Origin of the sequence: Pantoea sp. Morm, assembly GCF_016643525.1 — a bacterium.
Classification (GTDB): Bacteria; Pseudomonadota; Gammaproteobacteria; order Enterobacterales; family Enterobacteriaceae; genus Pantoea; species Pantoea dispersa.
In genome coordinates this window covers 1-21,953 of record NZ_VOQX01000073.1, presented here as the reverse complement: position 1 = coordinate 21,953, position 21,953 = coordinate 1, and the positions used below count along the sequence as shown (strand labels likewise).

Here is a 21,953-nt window from a genome sequence, read left to right as displayed (position 1 = left end):
CGGCGGCCCCGCGGAAAACGGCTGATTTTTGCATTTTCATGGCGGCGGCGGCAGGTCACTTAAGTTATTGATAATAAAGGTTAATTGTTAAGATCACCTGTACACTTTTTTTTCAGGGGTGTCATTAGACCAGTTGGTAAGCCTATGAAATTAATGAATAAAACTGGTTTTCATCTGCCAGGTTGAGCTGCCTGGTTAAATTTAAATCACTTGTGGTGCCTTTCACTGGCGAATTTTTGAAATCGCATAGGAGAGGGGGATTTTATGACACCACCATAAGCAGACAGGTGAAATCGAAGAATCACAGGGCGTCAGCGCCTTTGGGCTGCTAGGTGAGCAGAGTTTCAGGTGAAGCGTTAAGATGATTATATATCTCTGATACTGGCTGGCCTGCATCAGGGTTATACCAACGAGAGCAAAGCCTCTAACCATTATTCAGCCTGAGCGGCGATATGCATTTGCTGAGCCTGAAGCTTGCCATCTTTGCGCACAGCCAGAATTGCATCGCAAAACCAGCCATTATAGTGGCCGGGTAAGCAGACCCAACAATATTGCCTGACGGATATTTGAAGCGGATAGGGGGTTAGCGATGAGCCAGTAACTATCTGTTTAAAATGGCTTTATTCGTTTTCTGGATACTAAATTAAGAAGTAGCGCTGATGCGCTTGCAGTGTGGAATCCTAACGCTACGCCAGCCGCACCTTCAGCAAACACTTCAGTCGCTGGCTGGCCAGGCTTGAAGACCACTGGATGGTAACAGTCAACGATGAAGAAATAACAATTATCAGCTGCCGGAAAAGTGAGGAGTAAAAAGTGAGGGAAGCGCGGAGTTTCAGCTTGCTTAAACATTGCTGGCCTGACGTTAAAGCTCACAAAGGAAAGCTCAGGCAAAATGTCCGCTTTGTGACTTAAGCGGACATAGGCAATTTTCATTATATATTACATCAAACCAGTTCCCATCGTCGGAAGAGAACGCTTGCATTCACACCACCAAATCCGAATCCGTTTGATAACGCATGCCGGATGGAAGAATAACGCGCCTTCAACGCAACCAGGTCCAGCCCCTCAGCAGCTTCATCAGGATGGTGTAAATTCAGCGTCGGCGGAATAACCTGATCACGCAGAGCCAGCACGGTAAAGATGGCCTCAATACCGCCAGCCGCACCCAGCAGATGTCCGGTAGCTGATTTGGTAGAACTGATGGCAACTTTGCTGAAGTTGCCAAATACGGAACGGATGGCCGAGAGCTCACCTTTATCCCCAACCCCTGTTGAAGTGGCATGAGCATTGATATGCTGTACATCATTGGCACTCACATCTGCCTGAGCCAGGGCAAGCTCAATGGATCTGCGGGCTCCGCTTCCATCTTCAGGTCCGGCAGTAAGATGCCATGCATCAGCGCTAGTGCCATATCCCACCAGCTCAGCCAAAGGTGTTGCACCACGTTTTAGAGCATGCTCCAGAGACTCGATGACCAGTATTCCGGCTCCTTCGGCCATCACGAATCCATCCCGATCTTTGTCAAACGGTTTTGAGGCTTCGCCAGGCTTGTCACCATTGTTTGTGGACAGTGCACGGGCAGCAGCAAAACATCCCAGTGTGACGCGATCTATTGCGGCTTCTGTACCCCCGCAAACCGCAATGTCTGCTTCTCCTGCTTTAATCAACCTCGCTGCATCACCGATAGCCTGTACACCTGCTGCGCATGCCGTTATTGGCGCGCCGATAGGTCCCCGGAAACCATGCTGGATAGAGACATGCCCGGCAGCCATGTTGGCGAGAAAAGAGGGCGCCGTAAAAGGTGATAAACGACGAGGTCCGCGTGTATCGGTCGTTCTCACTGCATCGGCAATCGCACCGAATCCTCCCACCCCCGAGGCAATGACTGTTGCCGTTCGTGAACGAGCGTGTTCATTATCCGGCTGCCAGCCCGCCTGTGTCAGGGCTTCCTGAGCTGCAATCAGAGCAAACTCACTGAAACGGTCCATTTTTTTGCGCTCTTTAGCGGTGATGTAACGTTCCGGCTCATAACCGGCTTCAGGATCTTCTGCGATTGATGGAACCCTTCCGGCAACGGATATACCTGTGCCCTCTTTGATTTCAGGCGGAAGCATTGTTATTCCCGACCGGCCCTCAATAAGTCTGCGCCAGACGGTCTCCGTACCACATCCTAAGGGGCTGACAATACCGCAGCCGGTGATGACGATTCGCCCGGAGTTATTCTGATTCATGCTGAAAACCTCATGCTTTTGATTGCACAGCGTGCTGACCTGAGCCAGCGTACAGGGAGACGTATCCCCCTGAGATTTACGATTATTCTGCGGCTTTAGCTTCCGCATACTTCTGATTTTCAGGATGAATCCTGAACCATATGGCATACATAGCAGGCAGGAAAACCAACGTAACGATAGTGCCGGCGAAGGTTCCGCCGATCAGCGTGTAAGCCAGGGTTCCCCAGAAAACAGAATGCGTGAGTGGTATAAATGCCAGAATGGCGGCCAGTGCCGTCAGTAAGACGGGTCGGGCGCGCTGAACCGTTGCTTCCACAACGGATTCAAATGGTGTCAGCCCTTCATGCTCATTGTGATGGATCTGCCCTATCAGAATTAATGTGTTACGCATCAGAATTCCCGACAGCGCGATAAGCCCTACCAGCGCATTTATCCCGAACGGCTGACCAAAAAGTAAAAGGGTCGGTACAACGCCAATCAGCCCCAGCGGTGCAGTCAGAAACACCATCACCATCGCCGACATCGAGCGCACTTGCAGAATGATGATTAGCAGCGTGATGGCAATCATGATCGGGAACAGCGGAGCCATTGCTTTTGTTGCTTTACCTGACTCCTCGATAGGGCCTCCCTGCTCAATACGGTAACCGGCCGGCAGCTTAGCGATAACGGGCTGCAACTGTTTCAGAATCGCCATAGAAACATCGGGCGGCTGCATGCTGTCTGCAATGTCGCCTCTTACGGTAATAGTCGGGGTCCTATCGCGACGCCGCAGCACGGGGTCTTCCATTCTGACTTCAACATCACCTATCTGAGACAGCGGAACGCGCTGGCCTGACGCTCCCACCAGCGTAAATCCGGATATTTTGGCGGGGTCGAGCCTGATATCGCCTGCTGCGCGCCCCATCACCTGAACGGAGCGGATATCTTCACGAACGGACGTAATGGGCACGCCAGAGAGCAGGAACTGGAGTTGCTGCGAAACGGCACCCGATGTCAGTCCTACAGCCTGAAGGCGATCCTGATTCAGTGAAAAGTGCAGCGTCGGCACGCGCTGTCCCCAGTCCGTATTAACGGTCCTCATCAGGGGGCTGGTCTGCATGACCGCCTCTACTTTACTGGCTATCTCACGCAATTTATCCGGATCAGGTCCCATACCCCGGTAAGCCACCGGATAAGGCGAGTACGGACCAAACACCAGTTGTGTTACGCGAACACGTGCTTCCGGAGCCAGCCCGCTGGCTGCGGCTTCACGCAGTCGATGTTTGAGGATATCGCGGGCATCCTGGCTGTCTGTCAGGACGACAATCTTCGCAAATGAAGGATCGGGAAGCTCAGGTGCCATTGCAAGGTAGAAGCGGGACGATCCCTGCCCGATGTAGGAAGTTACAATTTTTGCCTCTTTCTGCTTTTTCAGCCAGTCTTCGATTTTTGCCGTGGTTGCACTGGTCTGTTCAATCGAAGTGCCGTAAGGCATCTGAACCTCAATCAACACCTCAGGACGATCGGATGTCGGGAAGAACTGTTTCTTAACAACGCCCATGCCGAGAATGGCAATGGTAAAGACGATGATCACCGTTCCTGCAACTATCCATTTCCGGGCGATAACGCGAGTCAGTAACCGGCGAAAACGGTTATAGCGCGGCGTGTCATAGATTGCGGCGTGGCCACCTGATATCGTTTTGATTTCCGGCAGCATTTTCACGCCCAGATAAGGTGTGAACACCACGGCCACTACCCATGAGGCTATCAGCGCAATACCGACTATCCAGAACATGTTACTCGTATATTCACCGGCGGTAGACTGCGCAAAGCCGTTAGGCATAAAGCCCACGGCCGTAACCAGGGTTCCTGCCAGCATCGGGGCGGCAGTATGGCTCCAGGCATAGGCTGAGGCTTTAATACGATCGTATCCCTCCTCCATTTTTACAACCATCATTTCAATCGCAATGATGGCGTCATCCACCAGCAGTCCCAGCGCCAGAATCAGTGAACCCAGAGTTATGCGGTCGAAGTTCTTACCTGATGCCTCCATGACGATGAAAACGACCGCCAGCGTCAGCGGTACGGCAGCGGCAACCACTACGCCTACACGCCAGCCCATGCTGACGAAGCAGACCACCATCACTACCAGCAGCGCAACAAAGAATTTGATCATAAATTCATCTACTGCAGAGCTGATGTTCACCGACTGATCGGTGACTTTCGTCAGTGTCATTCCCAGTGGCATTGATGCGTTAATACTGGCGGCCTCGGCATCAAGAGATCTGCCCAGTTCCAGTCCGTTCCACCCTTCCCGCATGATAATGCCCAGCAAAAGAGTGGGTTCTCCCTGATTCCGGATTAGAAACGTCGCAGGATCTTCATATCCCCGTTCAACGTTAGCAATATCCGACAGCTGCAGCGTTCTACCATTCACGACAACAGGCGTTTTGCGGATCTGTTCCAGTTTGTTAAAAGCTCCGTCAAGGCGGATAAATACCTGAGGTCCCTGAGTGTCAATTGAACCCGCAGGCGTCAGGACATTCTGGTTGTTCAGTGCTGAAAATATGTCCTGGGCCGAAACGCCAAGTGTGGCCAGCCTGTCGTGGGAAAAAGAGACAAAAATGCGTTCCGTCTGCTCGCCAATGATGTTGACCTTTTTGACACCCGGCACATGGAGCAGACGCTGACGCAGCGATTCTGCATCGCGCACCAGTAAACGCTGAGGTTCACCTTTCGCTTTCAGAGCAAAAAGGGAAAATGTGACATCCGAAAATTCGTCATTAACCATAGGTCCGATGACGCCGTCAGGCAGGTTTTTAGTTTCATCATTCAGTTTCTTACGAGCCTGATAAAACTCTTCCTGCACCTGCGACGGAGGTGTACTGTCCTGCAGCCAGAGCACGCTGAATGCCATTCCTGGGCGGGTGTAGGTTTCGGTCCGGTCATACCACTTAAGCTCCTGCATGCGCTTTTCAAGCGGTTCAGCAACCTGGTCCTGCATTTCCTGCGCCGTCGCACCCGGCCACGCGGTAACGATCGTCATCTGTTTGACTGTAAACGGCGGATCTTCTGCCCGACCCAGCTCAAAAAAAGCGAGGATGCCCGCGACCGTGATAAGGATGATCAGGAATAAGGTAATTGAACGCTCCCGCACGGCGAGCGCAGAGAGATTGAAACGGGCGTTACTCATGAGGCTGGCCTCCGGCAATGCTGCCATCACCCTGAAGCGCTATGCGGACGGTTTCGCCGTCATGCAACAGGTGAGCTCCAAGCGCAACCACTTTATCGCCGGCACTGATTCCACTGCTGACTTTTGCCATATCGTCACTCAGGCCCTCTGCCTGTACCGCCCGCCAGGATACCCGGGCGGGCTGACCGGTAATAACCCATACTCCCGGGCCATTGCCCTTGTCTATGAGGGCGGTCAGGGGGACGACCATTACCTTACGGGAAGCTTTTTCGTCAGCAATACGCAGCGTGACCGTCGCACCCAAGGGCGCACTGGCCAGCGCACCTTCAAGTACATAACGCGCTTCAAAGGTACGTGTTAATGGGTCAGCTGCATCAGAAAGCACGCGAAGCCGAGCATTTACGAACTGATCTTTATCGCCGTATAGCGTCGCTTCAGCCTGGCTTTCAGGAGCTGGCCTGAGTGTTTCAGGCAACTGGACAAGGGCTTCACGCTGCCCCGCCCGGGCTAACCTTATCACCGGCTGGCCTGCGCTGACTACCTGGCCTGGTTCAGCAAGCGTATCCATTACCACGCCATCAGAGTCAGCAAGAAGTACGGCATAGCTCCTGGCATTCTGTGCAACATTTGCTTGCGCCTGTGCAGCGCTGAGATCGGCATTTGCAGTATCTGCAGCGGCCTTAATCTGATCATACGCTGATGCTGAAACCGCGCCTGCTGCCACAAGGCCGCGGTAACGCGCTTCATCCTGAGAAGCTTGCCGGGCGCGGGCGCGGGCGGCAGTTACCGCCTGCTGCTGTGCCTGAGCCTGAAGACTGAGATCAGTAGGGTCGAGGCGCATGAGCGGCTGTCCACGTTTAACCGTTTCTCCTGTGTCAACGAGGCGTTCAAGAATTTTTCCCTGAACCCTGAAGCCAAGGTCACTCTGGGTACGCGCAACAACAATGCCGGTGAATGAACGGTAAAGAGCGTTCGCCGCCCCCACGTTAACAGCTCTTACAAGGGGAGGCTGAGTGCGTGGATCATCGGTAGCAGAATTGTCACCGCAGGCCACCAAGGCCAACGGCAACAGGCATACAGCCAGGGTGACAGGTTTTATCCTGAACATGGGTTACCTGAATAAAGTAAAAGGAAAGTAACCGCATTTTTATTCTAGTGACCATAAATGTCAATAGTCACAACATCAGGGGGCAAGGCTTCGTAATATGAGTGAAGAAAGTAGGGCTGCAGCGGATGCAGCAGAATCAAGGTTGTACTGCAGCTGAACCGGGCTGATGTAAGGTCTCATGACCAGAAAAATAGCCTGAGTTGCTTCGTCAAGAGGCGTTTTTCGCTCGAATTCTCCCGAACTTCGTCCTTCAATGATTATCTTTTCAATGAGTTGCTGAATGCGCTCTTCATGCACCGCAGCTGATGGCCATTTATCACGTGCGGCAACGGCGGCTATGTCATAGAGCTTGCGGTCGTGAAAGAAAAGATCACTTCCGGACTCTGTCAGCGCTTTAAGTAGCTGTCTCAGCTTTTCAGATGCCGTCGGGGAGCCGGCAACTGCGGAGTTGACAATTTCCATTATCATACTCAGACGATTGGAGCAGATTTGCTCTCCAATTGCCTGTTTAGAATCGAAAAATTTGTATATATAGGCCTTAGAAAATCCTATGGCTTTTGCCAGATCGGAGACCGTAGTTTTTTCATAACCGAAGTGCCCGAAGTGTTCCGTCGCAGCTGCAACCACCTGGTCACGGATCATATGTTCTGAAGGCCCCCGGGAAGGGTGAGCAGTGATGTATTTATTCATTTTTCCAGCTTATCGTAACAAACGCTGATTGACAACGAGTGACTATTTGGTAATTTAGTCACAATCTTAATTTATCACAAGGAATATTCCTTGTTCCTCACACGCCCTTTTGCAGTGATGTTGATTACCAGTTTACTGGCAGGTTGCGCCGTCGGACCAGATTATCATCGCCCGGATGCCCCCCTAGCGAAGCGTTACATGGGTGAATCTGCACTCCTGAGCAGAAGTGTATCCCGACCTGCCAATTTTGCCGTCTGGTGGGAAGGGTTCAATGATCCCCTGCTGAGTAAATTTGTAACGGACGCTCTGTCGCAGAATCTCGATCTTGCCCAGGCGACAGCCCGGGTGACACAGTCACGCGCCGGACTGGGCGCGGCCTCAGCAGCACTATTACCGTCAGCAAACGTCAGCGGTCAGGGAACACGTGCGTATCAGTCAGATGAAACACCCCTGGGGCAGGTTCTCAGTTCCAGACCGGATTACAACCGTTACGGTAACAGCTATGAGGCCGATCTCAATGCAGGGTGGGAGATTGACCTTTTTGGCGGTCTGCGTCGCGGTCGCGAGGCTGCTCTTGCTGACTATCAGGCCTCTGAAGCGGGGGTAGCCGCCACCCGCCTTGCTGTGGCTGCACAGGCGGCTGATATTTATATTACCCTGCGTGGATTACAGGCCAGGCTGGATATCGCGGAAAAACAGGTCCGAACGCAGCGAGAGCTGATTGAAAAAGTGAAGCTGCTTCAGACCAAAGGACTGGTTCCCATGTATCAGGTTCGTCAGGCGGAAGGAGCGCTGGCACAGATACAGGCAACCGTGCCGGTTCTTCGGACAGGACTCGATAGCGCAATGAATGCGCTGGATGTGATGCTTGGAACGCCGCCGGGTACCCACCGCAGGCAGCTGGCATTACCGGCAGCCATTCCGCAAGCGCCACAATTAACTTCTACAGGAACACCTGCCGACCTGTTACGCCGCCGGCCTGACATTATCGTGGCCGAGCGTAATCTTGCGGCCTCAAATGCGCGTATAGGCGTTGCCATGAGCGAGTATTATCCGAAGTTCACCCTCAGTGCCTTACTCGGCAGCGCGACGTCTGTATCAGGCGATAATCTTTTCTCCGACGGTGCCAGCCAGGCTGCAGGCGTCCTGGGGCTGCGCTGGCGGCTTTTCGATTTCGGTCGTATTAACGCGCAGATAGACCAGGCGAAAGGGCGGGAAGCGGAAGCACTTGCCGCTTATCGCCTGAAAGTATTGCGTGCCAGTGAAGAGGTTGAAAATGCTTTCTCGTCTCTGCTCAACAGGGAATTGCAAACCAACACGCTTTCCAGAGGGGTAACCGCACTGTCTGATGCCCGTCAGTCGTCTTTTATCGCATGGAAACAGGGTACCGCAAGCCTGATTGACGTTTTACATGATGATGAAAATCTTCTTAAGGCTTCAGATGCAAAAGCACAGGCTCAGACCGAAAGCGCGCGTGCAGCGGTAGCCGCTTTTCGGGCTCTTGGCGGAGGGTGGCTGCCACCTGAGATGAGCGACAACGCATCCTGATATTCGAAAGGATAGCCATCCAGCTTTGACCGCATCAAAAGCAGAATTTTTACCGATATAACGATGTGAGGCTGTTGCCCGGGGGATATATGTGCAGAATAGGATTTATAGGTCTGAATTCATTATCTGATAGCATTATTATGGCAATTTTTCGTGCCATGCCTGAAACGCAGGTGTTTCTTTACCCTTCCGGCTGCAGTCGCGTTCAGAAACTGGCAACTGCATTTCCTTGCTGGAGCCTGGATAATTACCAGTCTGTTTCAGAGGATGCAGAGATAATTATCCTTAGTCCCTGTCGCTGTGATTTAAGTTTGATATTTCAGAGCCTGCATCTGACTTCTTGTCATACTGTTATTTCGCTAATCCCGGAAATTTCAGTACAGCACTTACGGCTTTTTCTTCGACATCCAGATTGCGTGAGGATGGCAATGATGATCCAGGCAGAAAACATCAAGCCAAGGCTGGTTCTTACTGACCATAAACAACATTTGGACGATTTTCTTTGGCGGGCTGGATTCCTGACAGTAACAAGCGAAATTCAGCTTGATTTCATGTTGCAATTGACTGAAAAAAACACCTCTTAAATGTTGATCCTTTTTAATTAGTTAATAAATCCTCAGTAAGAAAAAATTGCTATCTTTTTTATTTCTCAGGTCAATATTTTTTAATAACATAATGACTCCTGGAGTTATCAATATGAAAAATACAAGTGTAGAATGGGTAATGATCACCGGGGCTTCCGGAGGGTTTGGAGAAGAATTTGCCCGCCAGTTCGCCGCTCAGGGAAGATCGGTCATTCTGGTAGCACGAAGACTCGATAAACTTGAATCCCTGGCGCAGGAAATCCGTGAGCGTTATGATACTGATGTCATTGTTGAGCAGGTTGACCTTTCTGATATGGATGCAGTCAGGGATCTTCATCAGCGTTTAATGGCACGGAATATTCAGGTTGAGACTCTGATAAACAACGCAGGCTACGGGTTACAGGGACGGTTTCTTGATCATTCTCTTGATGAATCACTGAGTATAATCAACCTCGATATTGCCAGCCTGACTGCGGTAACCCGGTTATTTGCAGCAGATATGAAGCATGCCGGAAAAGGGCGTATTCTGATGGTTGCCAGCCTGCTTTCCTATCAGGGAGTGAAAAATTTTGCCATTTATTCAGCAGCTAAAGCGGTTGTGCTACGGTTGTCGGATGCCCTTCACCGCGAACTAAAGCCAGACGGTATCACCGTTACAGCTCTGTGCCCTGGCATGTCTGACACAGGGTTTGCTGAGACTGCTCAGCAAAAGCTCACCCCCATGCTCAAAAGCGCCATGATGAAGCCTGCACCCGTCGTCAAAGCCGGTATTCGTGCTCTTGAAGCCGGAAAGATGAGTGTTGTGCCGGGAATGGGTAATAAAGCAATCACCTTCTTAACCTGGGCAACGCCACGCTGGATACATCAGGGTATGATGGAGCGGGTGATGGGTGTATAAAGTCTGAATTCAGAGCGTGTCATAGCGTAAGCGCGCAATTTATGGCCTGAGCATATTAAAAATGATCTTAACATGAACTTTAAGGTAAACTCTGAGCCATATTGCAATATCTTTTTATAATTTAAGTGTGCTCAATATACATTCGCAGTTTGATCAGAACACGGTTGATTTCATGCTGGTGGTCAGTATGACCACCTCAAACGAAATAAAAATTAACTCTAGTAATCTAACGCAGGTTGGATTGTTCATCTCAGATATTTAATAAATTCTACATAGTTTAATGAAGTATAAAAACATGAATCCACGGCATTTAAGTGGGGATTTACTGATACATTCAAAATAATGCAAGTTGAAAGATAAGCGAGATATCTCCCCTCTTTTCAGACAAGGCTTTCCTTAAAATAAGCCGCCCACAGGCGGCCTGTCACTTTTTGCGAGATCAACCAGCGCTTGAACATTTATTGCGAAAAACTCATCATTATTCCAGTCATAAAGGGACAACTCCCTTTTCAGCTTCAGAAAAAACGACTAAGTTAAAGATGTCACTCTCTGCCAGAATGATTTTACTTAGAGAATGGCAAAAGTGCTGTCTAATCTCTCAAAATATTGGCAATTCAGTTATGCTTGTCACATTGTATGTGCCTGATTAATCAAATCCGATTGTATGAATTACGAGCTCTCAGGCTATCTCCTTTTAAACGCCTTCGGCTGGATTGTTGTCAAGATAAATAATCCAGGATTCAGGTTAATGAGTAAGCCTCTGGATGCTTCTTCCGGATAGTCTTCTTTCCGTGCGCCTTCTTTCAGGATGTGATTTGTGAACACCTCTCAGAATGAGTGATGATAAAATCAGCTTCTTCAACAGATGCAATTAATTTTTATCAGAGAATGCTTGATAGTTTTCAGGGGTAATAAGCTGGTAGGGTATCCAGTTAAGCGTCTGAACCTTTTGCTTGTCCAGCAGCGCCTTAGTCACCCTAACCGCCCCCGTGGCCTGTCCTCTTGCATCCTGGAAAATGGTCAGTGTCATTTTGCCGTTTTTGATAAACTGCTGACCATCAGGGGTACCATCAATGCCAGCCACAAGAATCTTCTCGTTTTTCGCCTGGCTTAACGCCATGATCGCACCGATTGCCATCTCGTCGTTATTTGCCGCTATGGCGTCAATCGGTCGCTGGTTCAACAGCCAGCCTGAAACCACATCTACCGCTTCGTTGCGCTGCCATTTTGCCGTCTGCTTCTCGATGACTTTCATATCTTTATATTTGCCGATAACCGCCTCCACTGCGCGGGTGCGCTCACGGGCTTCCTCATTCGAAAGGGCCCCCATCAAAATAGCCACGTTGCCTTTGTAATTCATCTTCTTCGCCAGCGCCTCCATCTGCATTTCACCGCCCAGTGCCGAATCGGACCCAACATAGGCCATATTGGCGGGCAGCTTAACTTCCGGCTTGCGGTTAACAAAAACCAGCGGAATGCCAGCGCTTTTGGCCGCGTTGATCATTGGTAAGACACCCTGCGTATCTACCGGATTTAAGATAATGGCGTCGATCCCTTGATTGATAAAATCATCTACCTGCTGCACCTGCAGCGCGACATCGCCTTTAGCATCAACAAACTGCCCGTTGAGCTGGCTCGCGTTAAGTTCCTGCTGCATCTGAGTGCGCAGGATTGAAACAAAGTTGAGATCAAAGTTAGCGAGCGCCACGCCAACGGTAAAGGTTTTCGCGCTGACACTCACGCTGATTACCAGCGAGCAGAGACAGAGAAAAAGGTTTCTGATGTTCATGATGTATTCCTGTAGGGTTAAGAACGTTCTTGTTTTCAGTGAAGTTGTTTAGCGTCGGGTAACAGGCAAATACCCGACGGAAAAGGTTTACACCGTAAAGTGCTCGCGGAACTGCTGCAGCGCGATAGCACTGTCGCCGCTGGCCCAGCCCTCCATCGCGACCGTGCCGCAATAGTTCATCTCCTGCAGCGTCCGTGCAATGGCGCGATAGTTGATTTCACCGGTGCCCGGCTGCTGGCGGCCCGGCACATCAGCAACCTGGATCTCGCCAATCGCCGCACCGCAGCGGCGCAGCAGTTCAATCAGATTGCCTTCGCCAATTTGCGCATGATAGAGATCCAGATTCATCTTCAGCGCCGGGCTGTTAACCGCTTCAACCAGCGCCAGTGTATCGGCTGCGAGTGCAAATGGCGTTCCGGGATGATCGACTGGGAGATTAAGGTTTTCGAGGGTGAACACCCGCCCGGCCCGTTCGCCGAGCTGTGCCACCCGCCGCAGTGTATCCGCCGCTTTCAGCCACATGGCACCGGTCACCGTGCTGACGGGTTTGGCCGGCAAACCGCGTTCGTCCAGGCCAGTGCCATGCAGATTAAGTACCGGACAGTTCAGCCGTGCCGCTACCGCCAGTGAAGTTTCCGCGCTCTGCAGCAGCGCCTGAATTTCCGCCTCGTCGGTCAGATTACCGCTCAGATAACCGGTCATAGAGGTAAAGCGCGCGCCGGTTGCCGCCAGCGCATCAATATCTTTGTTGGCCCAACCCCAGATTTCGACGCCAAAACCGAGTGCGTGAATACGTTGCACGCGCTCAATAAACGGCAAATCGATAAACACCATTTCCGCGCAGACAGAGAGTTGATAACCGGCCATCAGCGACCTCCCAGCTTAACGGGCTGATTGCGCTGCACGGATTCAATACAGGCCAGCGCGATCTCCAGCGCATTACGCGCGTCTTCGCCGGTGGCGCGCGGCGTTTCACCGTTGCGGATGCAGCGGGCAAATTCGGCCATTTCCGCGACATAGGCTTCGCGTAGCAAATCTGAATCCATCCGTGATGTCTCAACCGCAATACCGCTGACGGTATAACGCACGCAATTATTGACGTTGATATGTCCCGCCTGCAGCATGCCTTTGCTGCCAAATACTTCACCACGCACGTCATAGCCATACACCGCCTGGAAGTTCGCCTCGGCAATCGCGATAGCGCCGTTATCAAAGCGGATCGTTACCACCGAGGTATCCAGTAGCCCTTTATCTTTAAAGTCCGGACGTACCAGCGCGTCGGCCAGCGCGTATACCTCAACCGGCTTCGCGCCGTGGTTAAAGTGCAGCAGGGTATCGAAATCATGGATCAGCGTTTCAAGAAAAATGGTCCATTGTGGTATTTTTGCCGGATCGTGCAGGCCCGGATCGCGCGTCACCGAACGGCTGAGCTGCGTGGTGCCGTTATCGCCGTTTTTAACCGAGGCGATAGCTGCGGCAAAACCGGAATCAAAGCGGCGATTAAATCCCACCTGTAACACTACGCCTGCCTGTTTTGCTGCCGCGATTGCGCGATCGGCCTCCTCCAGCGTGATCGCCATTGGTTTTTCACAGAACACGTGTTTACCGGCATTAGCGGCAGCAATCACCCACTCAGCATGCGTGCGCGCCGGTGCAGCAATCGCGATGGCATCAATTTCCTCATCCTGCAGCAGCGCATGCAAATCGCTGTACGCTTTGCTGATGCCCAGCCGGGCAGCGAGCTTTTCCGCTGCGCCTGGGAAGGGGTCGGCCACCGCCGCCAGCGTAGCACCGGGCACGCGACAGGCTAGATTTTCAGCATGGAAGCTGCCCATACGGCCGGCGCCGATTAAACCTACACGCACTGTTTTCTGGTTCATAAAAAAAACTCCTGGTTATTTCACTTTCGCCCATACGGACGAGGAAGGGTGTTGATCAGATCGCTGCGCCTCAGCGGCAAAACGACGGGATTTGGAAAGCATCAGCGGCTCAATATGCTCAAGCGACACGCCCCGGGTTTCCGGCAGAAAGCGGCGCACAAACCAGAACGCGACGAGGCAGCCCAACGCACACAGCATCAGCGGGAAGGCACCGTGAAAGTGTTCCATCAGCACGCGGCTACGGTTCATCATCGGGAAGCTCTGGGTAACGATAAAATTGGCCAGGTACATCGAGGCAAAAGCGAAGCCCATGGCAACGGCACGGATACGGTTGGGAAAGATTTCAGAAATCAGCAGCCATGCGCCGAGACTCCACGACAGTCCGAAGATCAGCACGAATGCCACCAGTCCGATGACCGGCAGTACACCACCTGTCTGAGCGATAAAGGCCCATGCAGTAAACACCAGGCAGAGTGCACAACCCAGCGCTCCCCAGCGCAGCAGCGGCGTGCGACCGAGGCGATCGATCGTGCTCAGGCAGACCGCCACACCTGCCAGCAGCGCAAGGCCGAGGAAAATACTCTGAAACAGCGAAGCCTGAGTACTGCCGGTGATGTTTTGCAGCAGCGACGGCGCGTAATAGAGCAGGATGTTGATTCCGGAGATTTGCTGCAGCACGGCAATAGCACAACCGATTAACAGGATATAGCGGGCCCGTGCATCGCGCAGAATACCGCTCTGTTGGGTATGAGAATCGCCGTGCTGTGTGGAAGTCAGGATCTCATGCAGCAGGCGTTCGGCATGCTGCGCATTCGACAGGCGAGTCAGGACCTGGCGGGCGCGCTCGGTTTTGCCGTTCAGCGCCAGCCAGCGCGGTGATTCCGGCATAAACGGCACCAGTAGCAGGAACAGAGCGCACGGCACCACGCCAGATGCCAGCATCCAGCGCCAGCCTTCGCTGACAATCCACTGGTGGGACATACCACGCGCGATCAGGTAGTTGACGATATACACCGCCACCTGTCCACCGACCATCAGTATCTGCTGCAGGCCCAGCATGCGCCCGCGCCAGTCTTTAGGGGAGACTTCAGCGATATATAACGGTGTAATCGCCGATGCCATACCCACCGCCAGCCCGCCCACTAAACGCCAGATGACAAAGTCTGTCAGGGCATTAGCCAGCGCAGAGCCTAAGGCAGAAACAACAAACAGCCCGGCAGTAATAATCAGTGTTGATTTTCGGCCAATCCGATCGGAGATATAGCCCACGCCCCAGGCACCCGCGATGCAGCCAAGAATCACATTTGAAACGGCCCAGCCGCTTTCCCACGGGGTGAGTGACAGATGTTCCGTCAGCGGATCGATCACTCCGGATATGACAGACGCATCATAGCCAAGGATGACACCGCTCAGAGAGGCAATGGCGCAGACAAACAGGATCAGGCGTAAATTATGTTTCCGCATAACAACTTATTTCCCTTTAATAAGAGGTTCATAAAGCTGTTTTGCTCATTGCAAAGGAGATGCCAACTCGAATAAGGCAAAATTTGTGATCGCTAACACGGCGAGCGATCACAAAGCGGCTACAAAATTTACATGTCAACTTGGCATGTCCATAAAATGGACATTTCAATTTTGCCGGAGTAACGGATGATGCGGACAGAGCCACTAAAAGAAGAGAGTGATGCGATTTTCAGCCTGCCGAAGAGGGACGAAGTAGTCAGCTGGGATGCTTTACTGTGGCAGTGTTGGTACCACTTCCAGCAGGGTGAACAACCACACTCGCTTCGCCGAAGCATTTTGCAGTCGTGGCAGCGCTCGAAGCAACGTGGAATTGATCCTCAACGTTTCGTGTACACGTCGCCGCCAGAAGAGGAACTGCTCGCCATTCTTGAACACAATGCCGAATTGATTCAGGTTGCGCGGAGCATCATGGAAAATTTGCTCGCCTATAATCCGGACGGTCATATCAACCTCACCGATGCTCAGGGTGTGACACTGCATTTTTGCGGCGCGGATTTAACGCCGGTCGGTAGCATCCTGCGTGAGGATGTGCTGGGAACGAACTGCACTGCGCGCTGCCTTATTGAACAGCGGCTGGTGTATGTGCTGAGTGGTGAGAACTGGAAAATCGATCTGCGCAGGCGCGATCGCCAATGTGCAGCCGCGCCGGTTCGCGATGCCAGTGGCCAGTTGATTGGCGTGCTGACCCTGACCGCCACGCCTGATAATTTCAACGCACATACGCTTGGGACAGTACAGGCAGCAGCGGAAGCAGTAGGGCAGCAATTAACACTGCGGCGTTTGCTGGCTGAACAGCAGTCCATTCTTGAGACGCTGAATGAAGGGGTCATCGTCTGTGATAAACAGGGTCGCATCAAAACGATTAACCGCTACGCGCGTCAAATTTTCAGTGGACTTGATCCACAGGATACGCCGATTGACGAGCTTCTGCGACCGCAGGGCGCATCACTGATGATGATGCCGTTTTGTAATGACCGCGAATTGCAGTTTACGCCGGAAGGTTTTACTCCGCTCTCATGTTTGATCTCAATCATGCCGGCACCAGATGGCGGACGTGTTCTGTCGCTGCGTGAAAATCAGCGAATTCGCGCTATAACACGGCGGGTGATGGGCGTAAGCGCCAGCTATACCTTTGAAATGATTCACGGCAATGCACCGCCGATGCAGCTGGCAATTCAGAAAGCGCGCGCCAGCAGTCGCAGCGATAGTACAGTACTGCTGAACGGCGAAAGCGGGACCGGTAAAGAACTTTTTGCTCAAGCCATTCACAATGCCAGTCCGCGTAAGCAGGAAGCATTCATTGCCCTCAACTGTGGTGCCCTGCCGCGTGATCTGGTTCAAAGCGAATTGTTTGGTTATGCAGATGGCGCATTCACCGGTTCACGGCGCGGCGGATCGGCGGGCAAATTTGAGCTGGCAGATGGTGGAACACTGTTTCTGGATGAGATTGGCGAAATGCCACTTGAAGCGCAGACCAGTCTGCTGCGCGTACTGCAGGAGAGTGAAGTGTTGCGCATCGGCGCGGCCCACCCGGTGAAAGTAAATGTGCGCATTATCGCCGCTACCCATTGTGACCTGCTTGACGCCGTGGAAAAAGGGGCGTTTCGTCGCGATCTTTACTACCGGTTAAATGTCATTTCTCTGGAGATCCCACCGCTGCGTGATCGTCGTGAAGACATTCCTGAGCTGGTCAATACCTTCATACAGGCGCTCTGCACGCGCCTGAAGCGTATTCCGCCTGTGGTCACGCCAGACGCGATGGCGTGTTTGCAAGCCTGGGAATGGCCAGGTAACGTACGTGAGCTGGAAAATGTGATTGAGCGTGTTATTAACCTGAACGAAGGATTAAATGTCGGGCTTGTCGATTTGCCAGAATCGCTTCAGGAAGACCTGTCCAGCGAAGTGTCAGGGGATATTCGGAACTCGCTTCAGGATCTTGAAAGAATGCATATCTTACAGGTTTTGAGTGCACAGCACGGGAATTTGCGTCAGTCTGCACAGCTGCTGGGGATATCCAGAACGGCTTTATACAATAAGCTTAATGCATGGAAAATCGATTATCGCGCTTTTAGAAAAAATTCTTCCTGACTGTTACGGTTGACCGCCTCCCAAAGCGAGGATGGAGGTGATAAACAATAGCTAACGACTTTGTGACTGATTTAAGTGTCGGCCGGTCCTCAAACGGAGCCCCCTTATTTAATGTAAGGACGCGGCAGGTTAAAGCTGGCCCCAGCAATAAATCAGGATGCTATTTATTCATCAATCAACCTGACTGCGCTCTCTTCATAAAGTGGACAAAGTGACGGCGAATGCAAAATCAATGACTTAAGTTCCAGTTGAGGATTAGCAAAATGAGAGGCTATCCCGCTGCCTGGGGTTTTACACTTTTTGGGTAAAACCTTATTTAGACAAAATTATCGACTTCTGAGCAGTTAACCGGCCCGATGCTGGCTGAGCGCCGGGGAAGTATCGGACATCACAATCGTCATAAAGATGATTTTAAAAAGAGCATGGCCTCCATCCTCTGATGAGGATGTATGGAATAAATAACAGCTTACGTAGTCTGTGCCTGGCCGAATAGCCGGCGTACCTCAAACTGGGGGCTGAATTAAGAGTGGGACGCGGGTGGTCACTGTGACCACTCGTAATAAAATCAGTAAGTTATTCATTAATCATCTGGATGCCATCTCTCGCAGGCGAAGACAAAGTGACGGTCCCGAGCAAATTGTAGGGCTTAGACTGTGTTTGAATGGTAGCCCTTACTGAGAAGTCATTGCAACAGCCTGAAGGTTTTGCACAAATTTTGGGTAAAACCCTTTTGGGCCTGACTTCTTTTTCCTAAACCGACCATCAGCCTGTTGATGGTCAGTCACTGTGGCCGGCAGGACGGTGAAAAATGAGCGGGTCCTTCCGGCGGGGTACCCTGTCCACGAGGCGGCGGCCCCGCGGAAAACGGCTGATTTTTGCATTTTCATGGTGGCGGCGGCAGGTCACTTAAGTTATTGATAATGATGATTAATTTTCAAGATGACCTGTACACTTTTTTTTCAGGGGTGTCATTAGACCAGTTTGTAAACTTATGAAATTAAATAATAAAATTGGTTTTCACCTGCCAGGTTGAGCTGCCTGGTCAAATTTAAATCACTTGTGGTGCCTTTCGCTGGTGCATTTTAAAAATCTCCGAGGACATGGGGATTTTATAACACCACCATAAGCAGATAGGTGAAATCGAAGAATCACAGGGCGTCAGCGCCTTAGGGCTGCTAGGTGAACAGAGTTTCAGGTAAAGCATAACCAGGATGACAAAAGTGACGAAGAATGTAATAAACAACAGTTTACGTGGCATTTCGGTAAGGCTGTTTTCTCTAGGCAGTGCTTATTCATTCGAAACGTTCTGATGGTTATGAGCTGTGCCGGTAGGGTTGGCAGCTCGGCAGCCTCGAGTGGTTTAAATCAGCGATGCAAACCAAACATCGCAATTCTTTGTTGCTGGAAAGCGAGGGGGAAAGGAAGGTAGTGGCTGCTTGCTTAATTGTGGCAGACCCAGCATTACTGTTCGCACTGAAAGCTCATGTCGGGTGTCCGCTTTGTGCCAGGAGCGGATGTTAGAGTCGATTAATACAATCAGCGCAATGCCTTTGAAAAACAGACAGCTTCGGTCCTACCAATATATGGACCATAATTTTCAATACGGACATAGCCATTTTTTTTGTAGAAATTTACGGCCCGATAGTTGATGTGCCGTGTTTCCAGCCTAAGCTCGATATATCCCATCTCTTTTGCAGATTCTTCAAGGAAAATAAGTAAAGCACCACCAACCCCTGGCACACTTCGGTCTGAAAACATTCTTTTTAGCTCGGCTATATTTTGCGTTAATGGCCGTATAGCTCCGCATCCTATCGCTTTGCCTTGAGGGTTCTTTGCTAATGCCTTAAGGCTTTGTCATCACTCATTGCTTTAGCGGTGAAATGGCTTTTGCCGTTATCACCAGTAATAGCGGCAAGTTCTGCTGACAGCAATTCGATTAGGTGATGGGATTCTGAAGAAAATGGATCTGATTTCTCTACTGTTATCATGGTTATACCCTGCAGGATGAGTGTGACCAACATAAAGCATCCTGCTAAGGAAAGCATCAGACCAAAACGGGTGATGGTACAATACTGTTTCCAAGCTATTTCGAGGGTGTAATGTCTGTTCCTCGCTCAAAGCAGCCCCTAACCCCAGGAAGCCATCACTCAAAAAACCGCCCCCAACATCAACAATCCACCTCACTCAACAAACTGGCAAAAACGCAAAAGGTAGCCATCCGGATCCTGAACAAGAAACTCTCTCTGGCAAGCCGTAGTTTCTCCGATCCGATAGGTGTTTTCACGCAGATCCCGATACAGCGACACGCCATATTTCCTCACCCGCGCCAGCACACACGCAATATCATCCACTTCTATCTGGAAATTCACGCCGCGCCCCAGTGGTTTGACAAGTTCTGCGGTATTCCAGCCTTCTGCGTGAAACTGCTCAAGCATGAGCTGTGCTTCGCCGAGGTTGATGTAAGCAAATTCGGGATCGCTTCGTCTGACCATAATCTGGAATCCCAATACATCAGTGTAAAAATGCAGTGAGGCAGTGAAGTCCGTTACGGTCAGTTCGGGCACCATCCGGTTCCAGTAGGGCTCATGCTGAACTGTCATTGCTTATGTCCTTTTAAATAGCACGACCTAAAGCTGATGCCGCGCAACCTGTTCGCACATGTCGCGACAAACGATAAATGAGTGTCTAAAGAGCATCAGGTTAACCCGCTTAAACATCTCTTCAACCCCATATCCCTAACGCTCTGCCACCCAAAACAGCAGCCGAATAGATCGCTATCGCCACGATACTGATACAAGTCCCACATGAAATCGCCCGCGCTGAATTTCCAGTGCCCAGGTAATGCGTCTCCAGCACGATAATATTCGCTGCCGGGGGAAGCAGGCATAAAAGATACAGTGTTGCCGGATTTTGCGTAATAAGTGGCGCGTTGAACTGATCGGCTATTAGCAGCAGCAAAGAAATCAGCACAGCGAAAACCACTGAGCGAGTGAGAAACGGACGCAGTTCGAGTCGAAAATCGCGCATCGATATTGTCGTCTTTGAAAGCCAAATCCCTAAAACGGCCATGCCAAGAAAACTCATCATAAATTTGGCAATTTGATACAGGCTATCAAAGTGAAGAGCCACCGAATCACTCAGCGGAATCAATGCTGCGCCGATCACCAGTGCGATAACGGGCGGGGTGCGCATCAACGTGATTGGATTAAATTTCTCGCCGGAGAGCATGCCTGCGCCCAGCGAGTTTCCGACAATTGAGCTGCCGACATAGGCGGCAATAATAATGGTCGCAGCATCATTGCCGAATAGCACGCTGGCGACGGGCAGACCCAGCCAGCCGATATTAAGATAGCTGAAACACAGGTTTTTTATTGGGTCAGCAAAAACATAGCGGCCTGCCAGCAACAGCACCATCATGCATATCGCAGTGGCGACAATAATGGTGCTCATGCTGTGAAAGCGGGTCGATATATTAAAAATGATCACGATGGGAATAGCGATGCGCGTCAATATCCATGACGCAGCCGTTTTGCAATCCCAGGCAGTTTTACCCAGCAACCATCCGGCAAACAGATAGATAAGCGGAAAGAAAATCGTCACGAAACATCCCTGATTAGCGTGTCGGCCACTCCCTGAAGTAGGGAGTGGTTAAAAATACACGCTATCAGAGGTCGCTCAGTGAGTGCAACGATGCAGCGTGAGTTTATGCGGTGGTATTGATGTTGCGGCCAACAGCGGGATTCGCCGGCAGTTGCGGAATCGAATTAAGAATTCCAGCTGCCATTGACTGCTGATTATCCAGGGACTTTTTCAGTACCATTGTGCTCACCTTACTGCTGAGGTCCATATTAGCCAGACCGATAGCCAGTGAAGTAATCTGTGATACATCCATCTTGCTCTCCTTTAAAACGACTAATGGGGGGCGGAAACGGCTTTGAGTAAGCCTGATACGTCTATCGGCATCCAAGGTCAAAGCTTCACTGCTATCTTCGGAGATCTCCGACGCCAACCGGCTTAATCAGATTATTCTCTGGCAGGTCGGCTATTTCGCCTGCGGCTGCCAGGTGCCCACATCCTGCGCATCAATCGCTTTCGGCAGCAGCTTCGCCTGATAAAACGCATCTGCAATCTTCTGCTGCTCAGCCAAATCGCTCTTGTTCACTGGCTCGATCTGATAGCTGCGTTGCTGGTTCGCTTGTTCAACCGTTGCCAACGGCAAATTACCCCACAATGGAGAGAGAATCTTTGCTGCATCCGCTGGATGTGCTTTCAACCATTGAGCTTCCTGGTCCAGCGTCTTATACACAATGCCCAGCACCTCAGGATGCTTCTGCGCATAAGGCGTCGACACCAAATAGTAGCGCTGATAACTGGCGAGACCTTTGCCGCTCACCAGCACGCGCGTGTGCTGCTCGACTTTCGAACTGGTGACAAAGGGTTC

The 21,953-nt window shown here is 51.3% G+C and carries 16 protein-coding genes and 2 pseudogenes; 4 read left to right on the top strand and 14 right to left on the bottom strand.

Annotated features, from left to right (window positions below; genetic code table 11):
* Positions 1 to 609: 609 nt before the first annotated feature.
* The 5 genes from FT726_RS20540 to FT726_RS20520 all read right to left on the bottom strand — a co-directional run bounded on the left by FT726_RS20540 (position 610) and on the right by FT726_RS20520 (position 7,201).
* Positions 610 to 933, bottom strand: coding sequence for a hypothetical protein (locus FT726_RS20540; RefSeq protein WP_346303353.1), 324 nt, complete (start codon positions 931 to 933; stop codon positions 610 to 612).
* Between the two features lie 11 nt (positions 934 to 944).
* Positions 945 to 2,231, bottom strand: a complete 1,287-nt coding sequence (gene fabF, locus FT726_RS20535; RefSeq protein WP_346303352.1) for a beta-ketoacyl-ACP synthase II — start codon at positions 2,229 to 2,231, stop codon at positions 945 to 947.
* An 82-nt stretch (positions 2,232 to 2,313) separates the two neighbouring features.
* Positions 2,314 to 5,403 carry an efflux RND transporter permease subunit gene (locus FT726_RS20530; protein ID WP_346303351.1) on the bottom strand — a complete coding sequence of 1,030 codons (3,090 nt, stop codon included), beginning with the start codon at positions 5,401 to 5,403 and terminating at the stop codon, positions 2,314 to 2,316.
* The gene (locus tag FT726_RS20525; protein WP_346303350.1) at positions 5,396 to 6,511 is read right to left on the bottom strand and encodes an efflux RND transporter periplasmic adaptor subunit; all 1,116 of its coding nucleotides are present in this window, start codon (positions 6,509 to 6,511) and stop codon (positions 5,396 to 5,398) included. The genes FT726_RS20530 and FT726_RS20525 overlap by 8 nt, the downstream gene beginning before the upstream one ends.
* Before the next feature lie 75 nt (positions 6,512 to 6,586).
* Positions 6,587 to 7,201 (bottom strand): TetR/AcrR family transcriptional regulator, encoded by a 615-nt coding sequence (locus tag FT726_RS20520; protein WP_238561321.1) that lies wholly within the window; start codon positions 7,199 to 7,201, stop codon positions 6,587 to 6,589.
* Between the two features lie 117 nt (positions 7,202 to 7,318).
* Here FT726_RS20520 and FT726_RS20515 point away from each other — a divergent pair, with 117 nt between their 5' ends.
* The 3 genes from FT726_RS20515 to FT726_RS20505 all read left to right on the top strand — a co-directional run bounded on the left by FT726_RS20515 (position 7,319) and on the right by FT726_RS20505 (position 10,231).
* Positions 7,319 to 8,749, top strand: a complete 1,431-nt coding sequence (locus FT726_RS20515) for an efflux transporter outer membrane subunit (RefSeq protein ID WP_346303355.1) — start codon at positions 7,319 to 7,321, stop codon at positions 8,747 to 8,749.
* 140 nt (positions 8,750 to 8,889) lie between these two features.
* Positions 8,890 to 9,333 (top strand): hypothetical protein, encoded by a 444-nt coding sequence (locus tag FT726_RS20510; protein ID WP_346303349.1) that lies wholly within the window; start codon positions 8,890 to 8,892, stop codon positions 9,331 to 9,333.
* Positions 9,334 to 9,445: 112 nt separating this feature from the next.
* The gene (locus FT726_RS20505) at positions 9,446 to 10,231 is read left to right on the top strand and encodes an SDR family oxidoreductase (RefSeq protein WP_346303348.1); all 786 of its coding nucleotides are present in this window, start codon (positions 9,446 to 9,448) and stop codon (positions 10,229 to 10,231) included.
* Positions 10,232 to 11,102: 871 nt separating this feature from the next.
* Here FT726_RS20505 and FT726_RS20500 read toward each other — a convergent pair.
* The 4 genes from FT726_RS20500 to FT726_RS20485 all read right to left on the bottom strand — a co-directional run bounded on the left by FT726_RS20500 (position 11,103) and on the right by FT726_RS20485 (position 15,364).
* On the bottom strand, positions 11,103 to 12,020 hold the full coding sequence (locus FT726_RS20500) for a substrate-binding domain-containing protein (RefSeq protein ID WP_346303347.1): 918 nt from the start codon (positions 12,018 to 12,020) through the stop codon (positions 11,103 to 11,105).
* Positions 12,021 to 12,107: 87 nt separating this feature from the next.
* The gene (locus tag FT726_RS20495; protein ID WP_346303346.1) at positions 12,108 to 12,887 is read right to left on the bottom strand and encodes a TIM barrel protein; all 780 of its coding nucleotides are present in this window, start codon (positions 12,885 to 12,887) and stop codon (positions 12,108 to 12,110) included.
* The gene (locus tag FT726_RS20490) at positions 12,887 to 13,900 is read right to left on the bottom strand and encodes a Gfo/Idh/MocA family oxidoreductase (RefSeq protein WP_346303345.1); all 1,014 of its coding nucleotides are present in this window, start codon (positions 13,898 to 13,900) and stop codon (positions 12,887 to 12,889) included. Before FT726_RS20490 ends, FT726_RS20495 begins: the two co-directional genes overlap by 1 nt.
* A 15-nt stretch (positions 13,901 to 13,915) precedes the next feature.
* Positions 13,916 to 15,364 carry a sugar porter family MFS transporter gene (locus FT726_RS20485; protein ID WP_346303344.1) on the bottom strand — a complete coding sequence of 483 codons (1,449 nt, stop codon included), beginning with the start codon at positions 15,362 to 15,364 and terminating at the stop codon, positions 13,916 to 13,918.
* A gap of 186 nt (positions 15,365 to 15,550) precedes the next feature.
* Between FT726_RS20485 and FT726_RS20480 the strand changes: the two genes are divergently transcribed.
* Positions 15,551 to 17,512: a sigma-54-dependent Fis family transcriptional regulator gene (locus tag FT726_RS20480; protein ID WP_407075080.1), complete on the top strand. Its 1,962-nt coding sequence runs from the start codon at positions 15,551 to 15,553 to the stop codon at positions 17,510 to 17,512.
* Between the two features lie 1,536 nt (positions 17,513 to 19,048).
* Here FT726_RS20480 and FT726_RS20475 read toward each other — a convergent pair.
* From FT726_RS20475 to FT726_RS20455, 5 genes and pseudogenes are all read right to left on the bottom strand, one after another.
* Positions 19,049 to 19,533, bottom strand: a pseudogene (locus FT726_RS20475) (GNAT family N-acetyltransferase).
* Between the two features lie 159 nt (positions 19,534 to 19,692).
* Positions 19,693 to 20,112 (bottom strand): VOC family protein, encoded by a 420-nt coding sequence (locus FT726_RS20470; protein ID WP_346303343.1) that lies wholly within the window; start codon positions 20,110 to 20,112, stop codon positions 19,693 to 19,695.
* 121 nt (positions 20,113 to 20,233) lie between these two features.
* Complete coding sequence (locus tag FT726_RS20465; protein ID WP_346303342.1) at positions 20,234 to 21,112, bottom strand: permease; 879 nt, start codon at positions 21,110 to 21,112, stop codon at positions 20,234 to 20,236.
* A gap of 103 nt (positions 21,113 to 21,215) precedes the next feature.
* Positions 21,216 to 21,404, bottom strand: a complete 189-nt coding sequence (locus FT726_RS20460; protein ID WP_166932665.1) for a YjfB family protein — start codon at positions 21,402 to 21,404, stop codon at positions 21,216 to 21,218.
* A gap of 150 nt (positions 21,405 to 21,554) precedes the next feature.
* Positions 21,555 to 21,953: pseudogene (locus tag FT726_RS20455) on the bottom strand (ABC transporter substrate-binding protein); the annotation flags it as partial.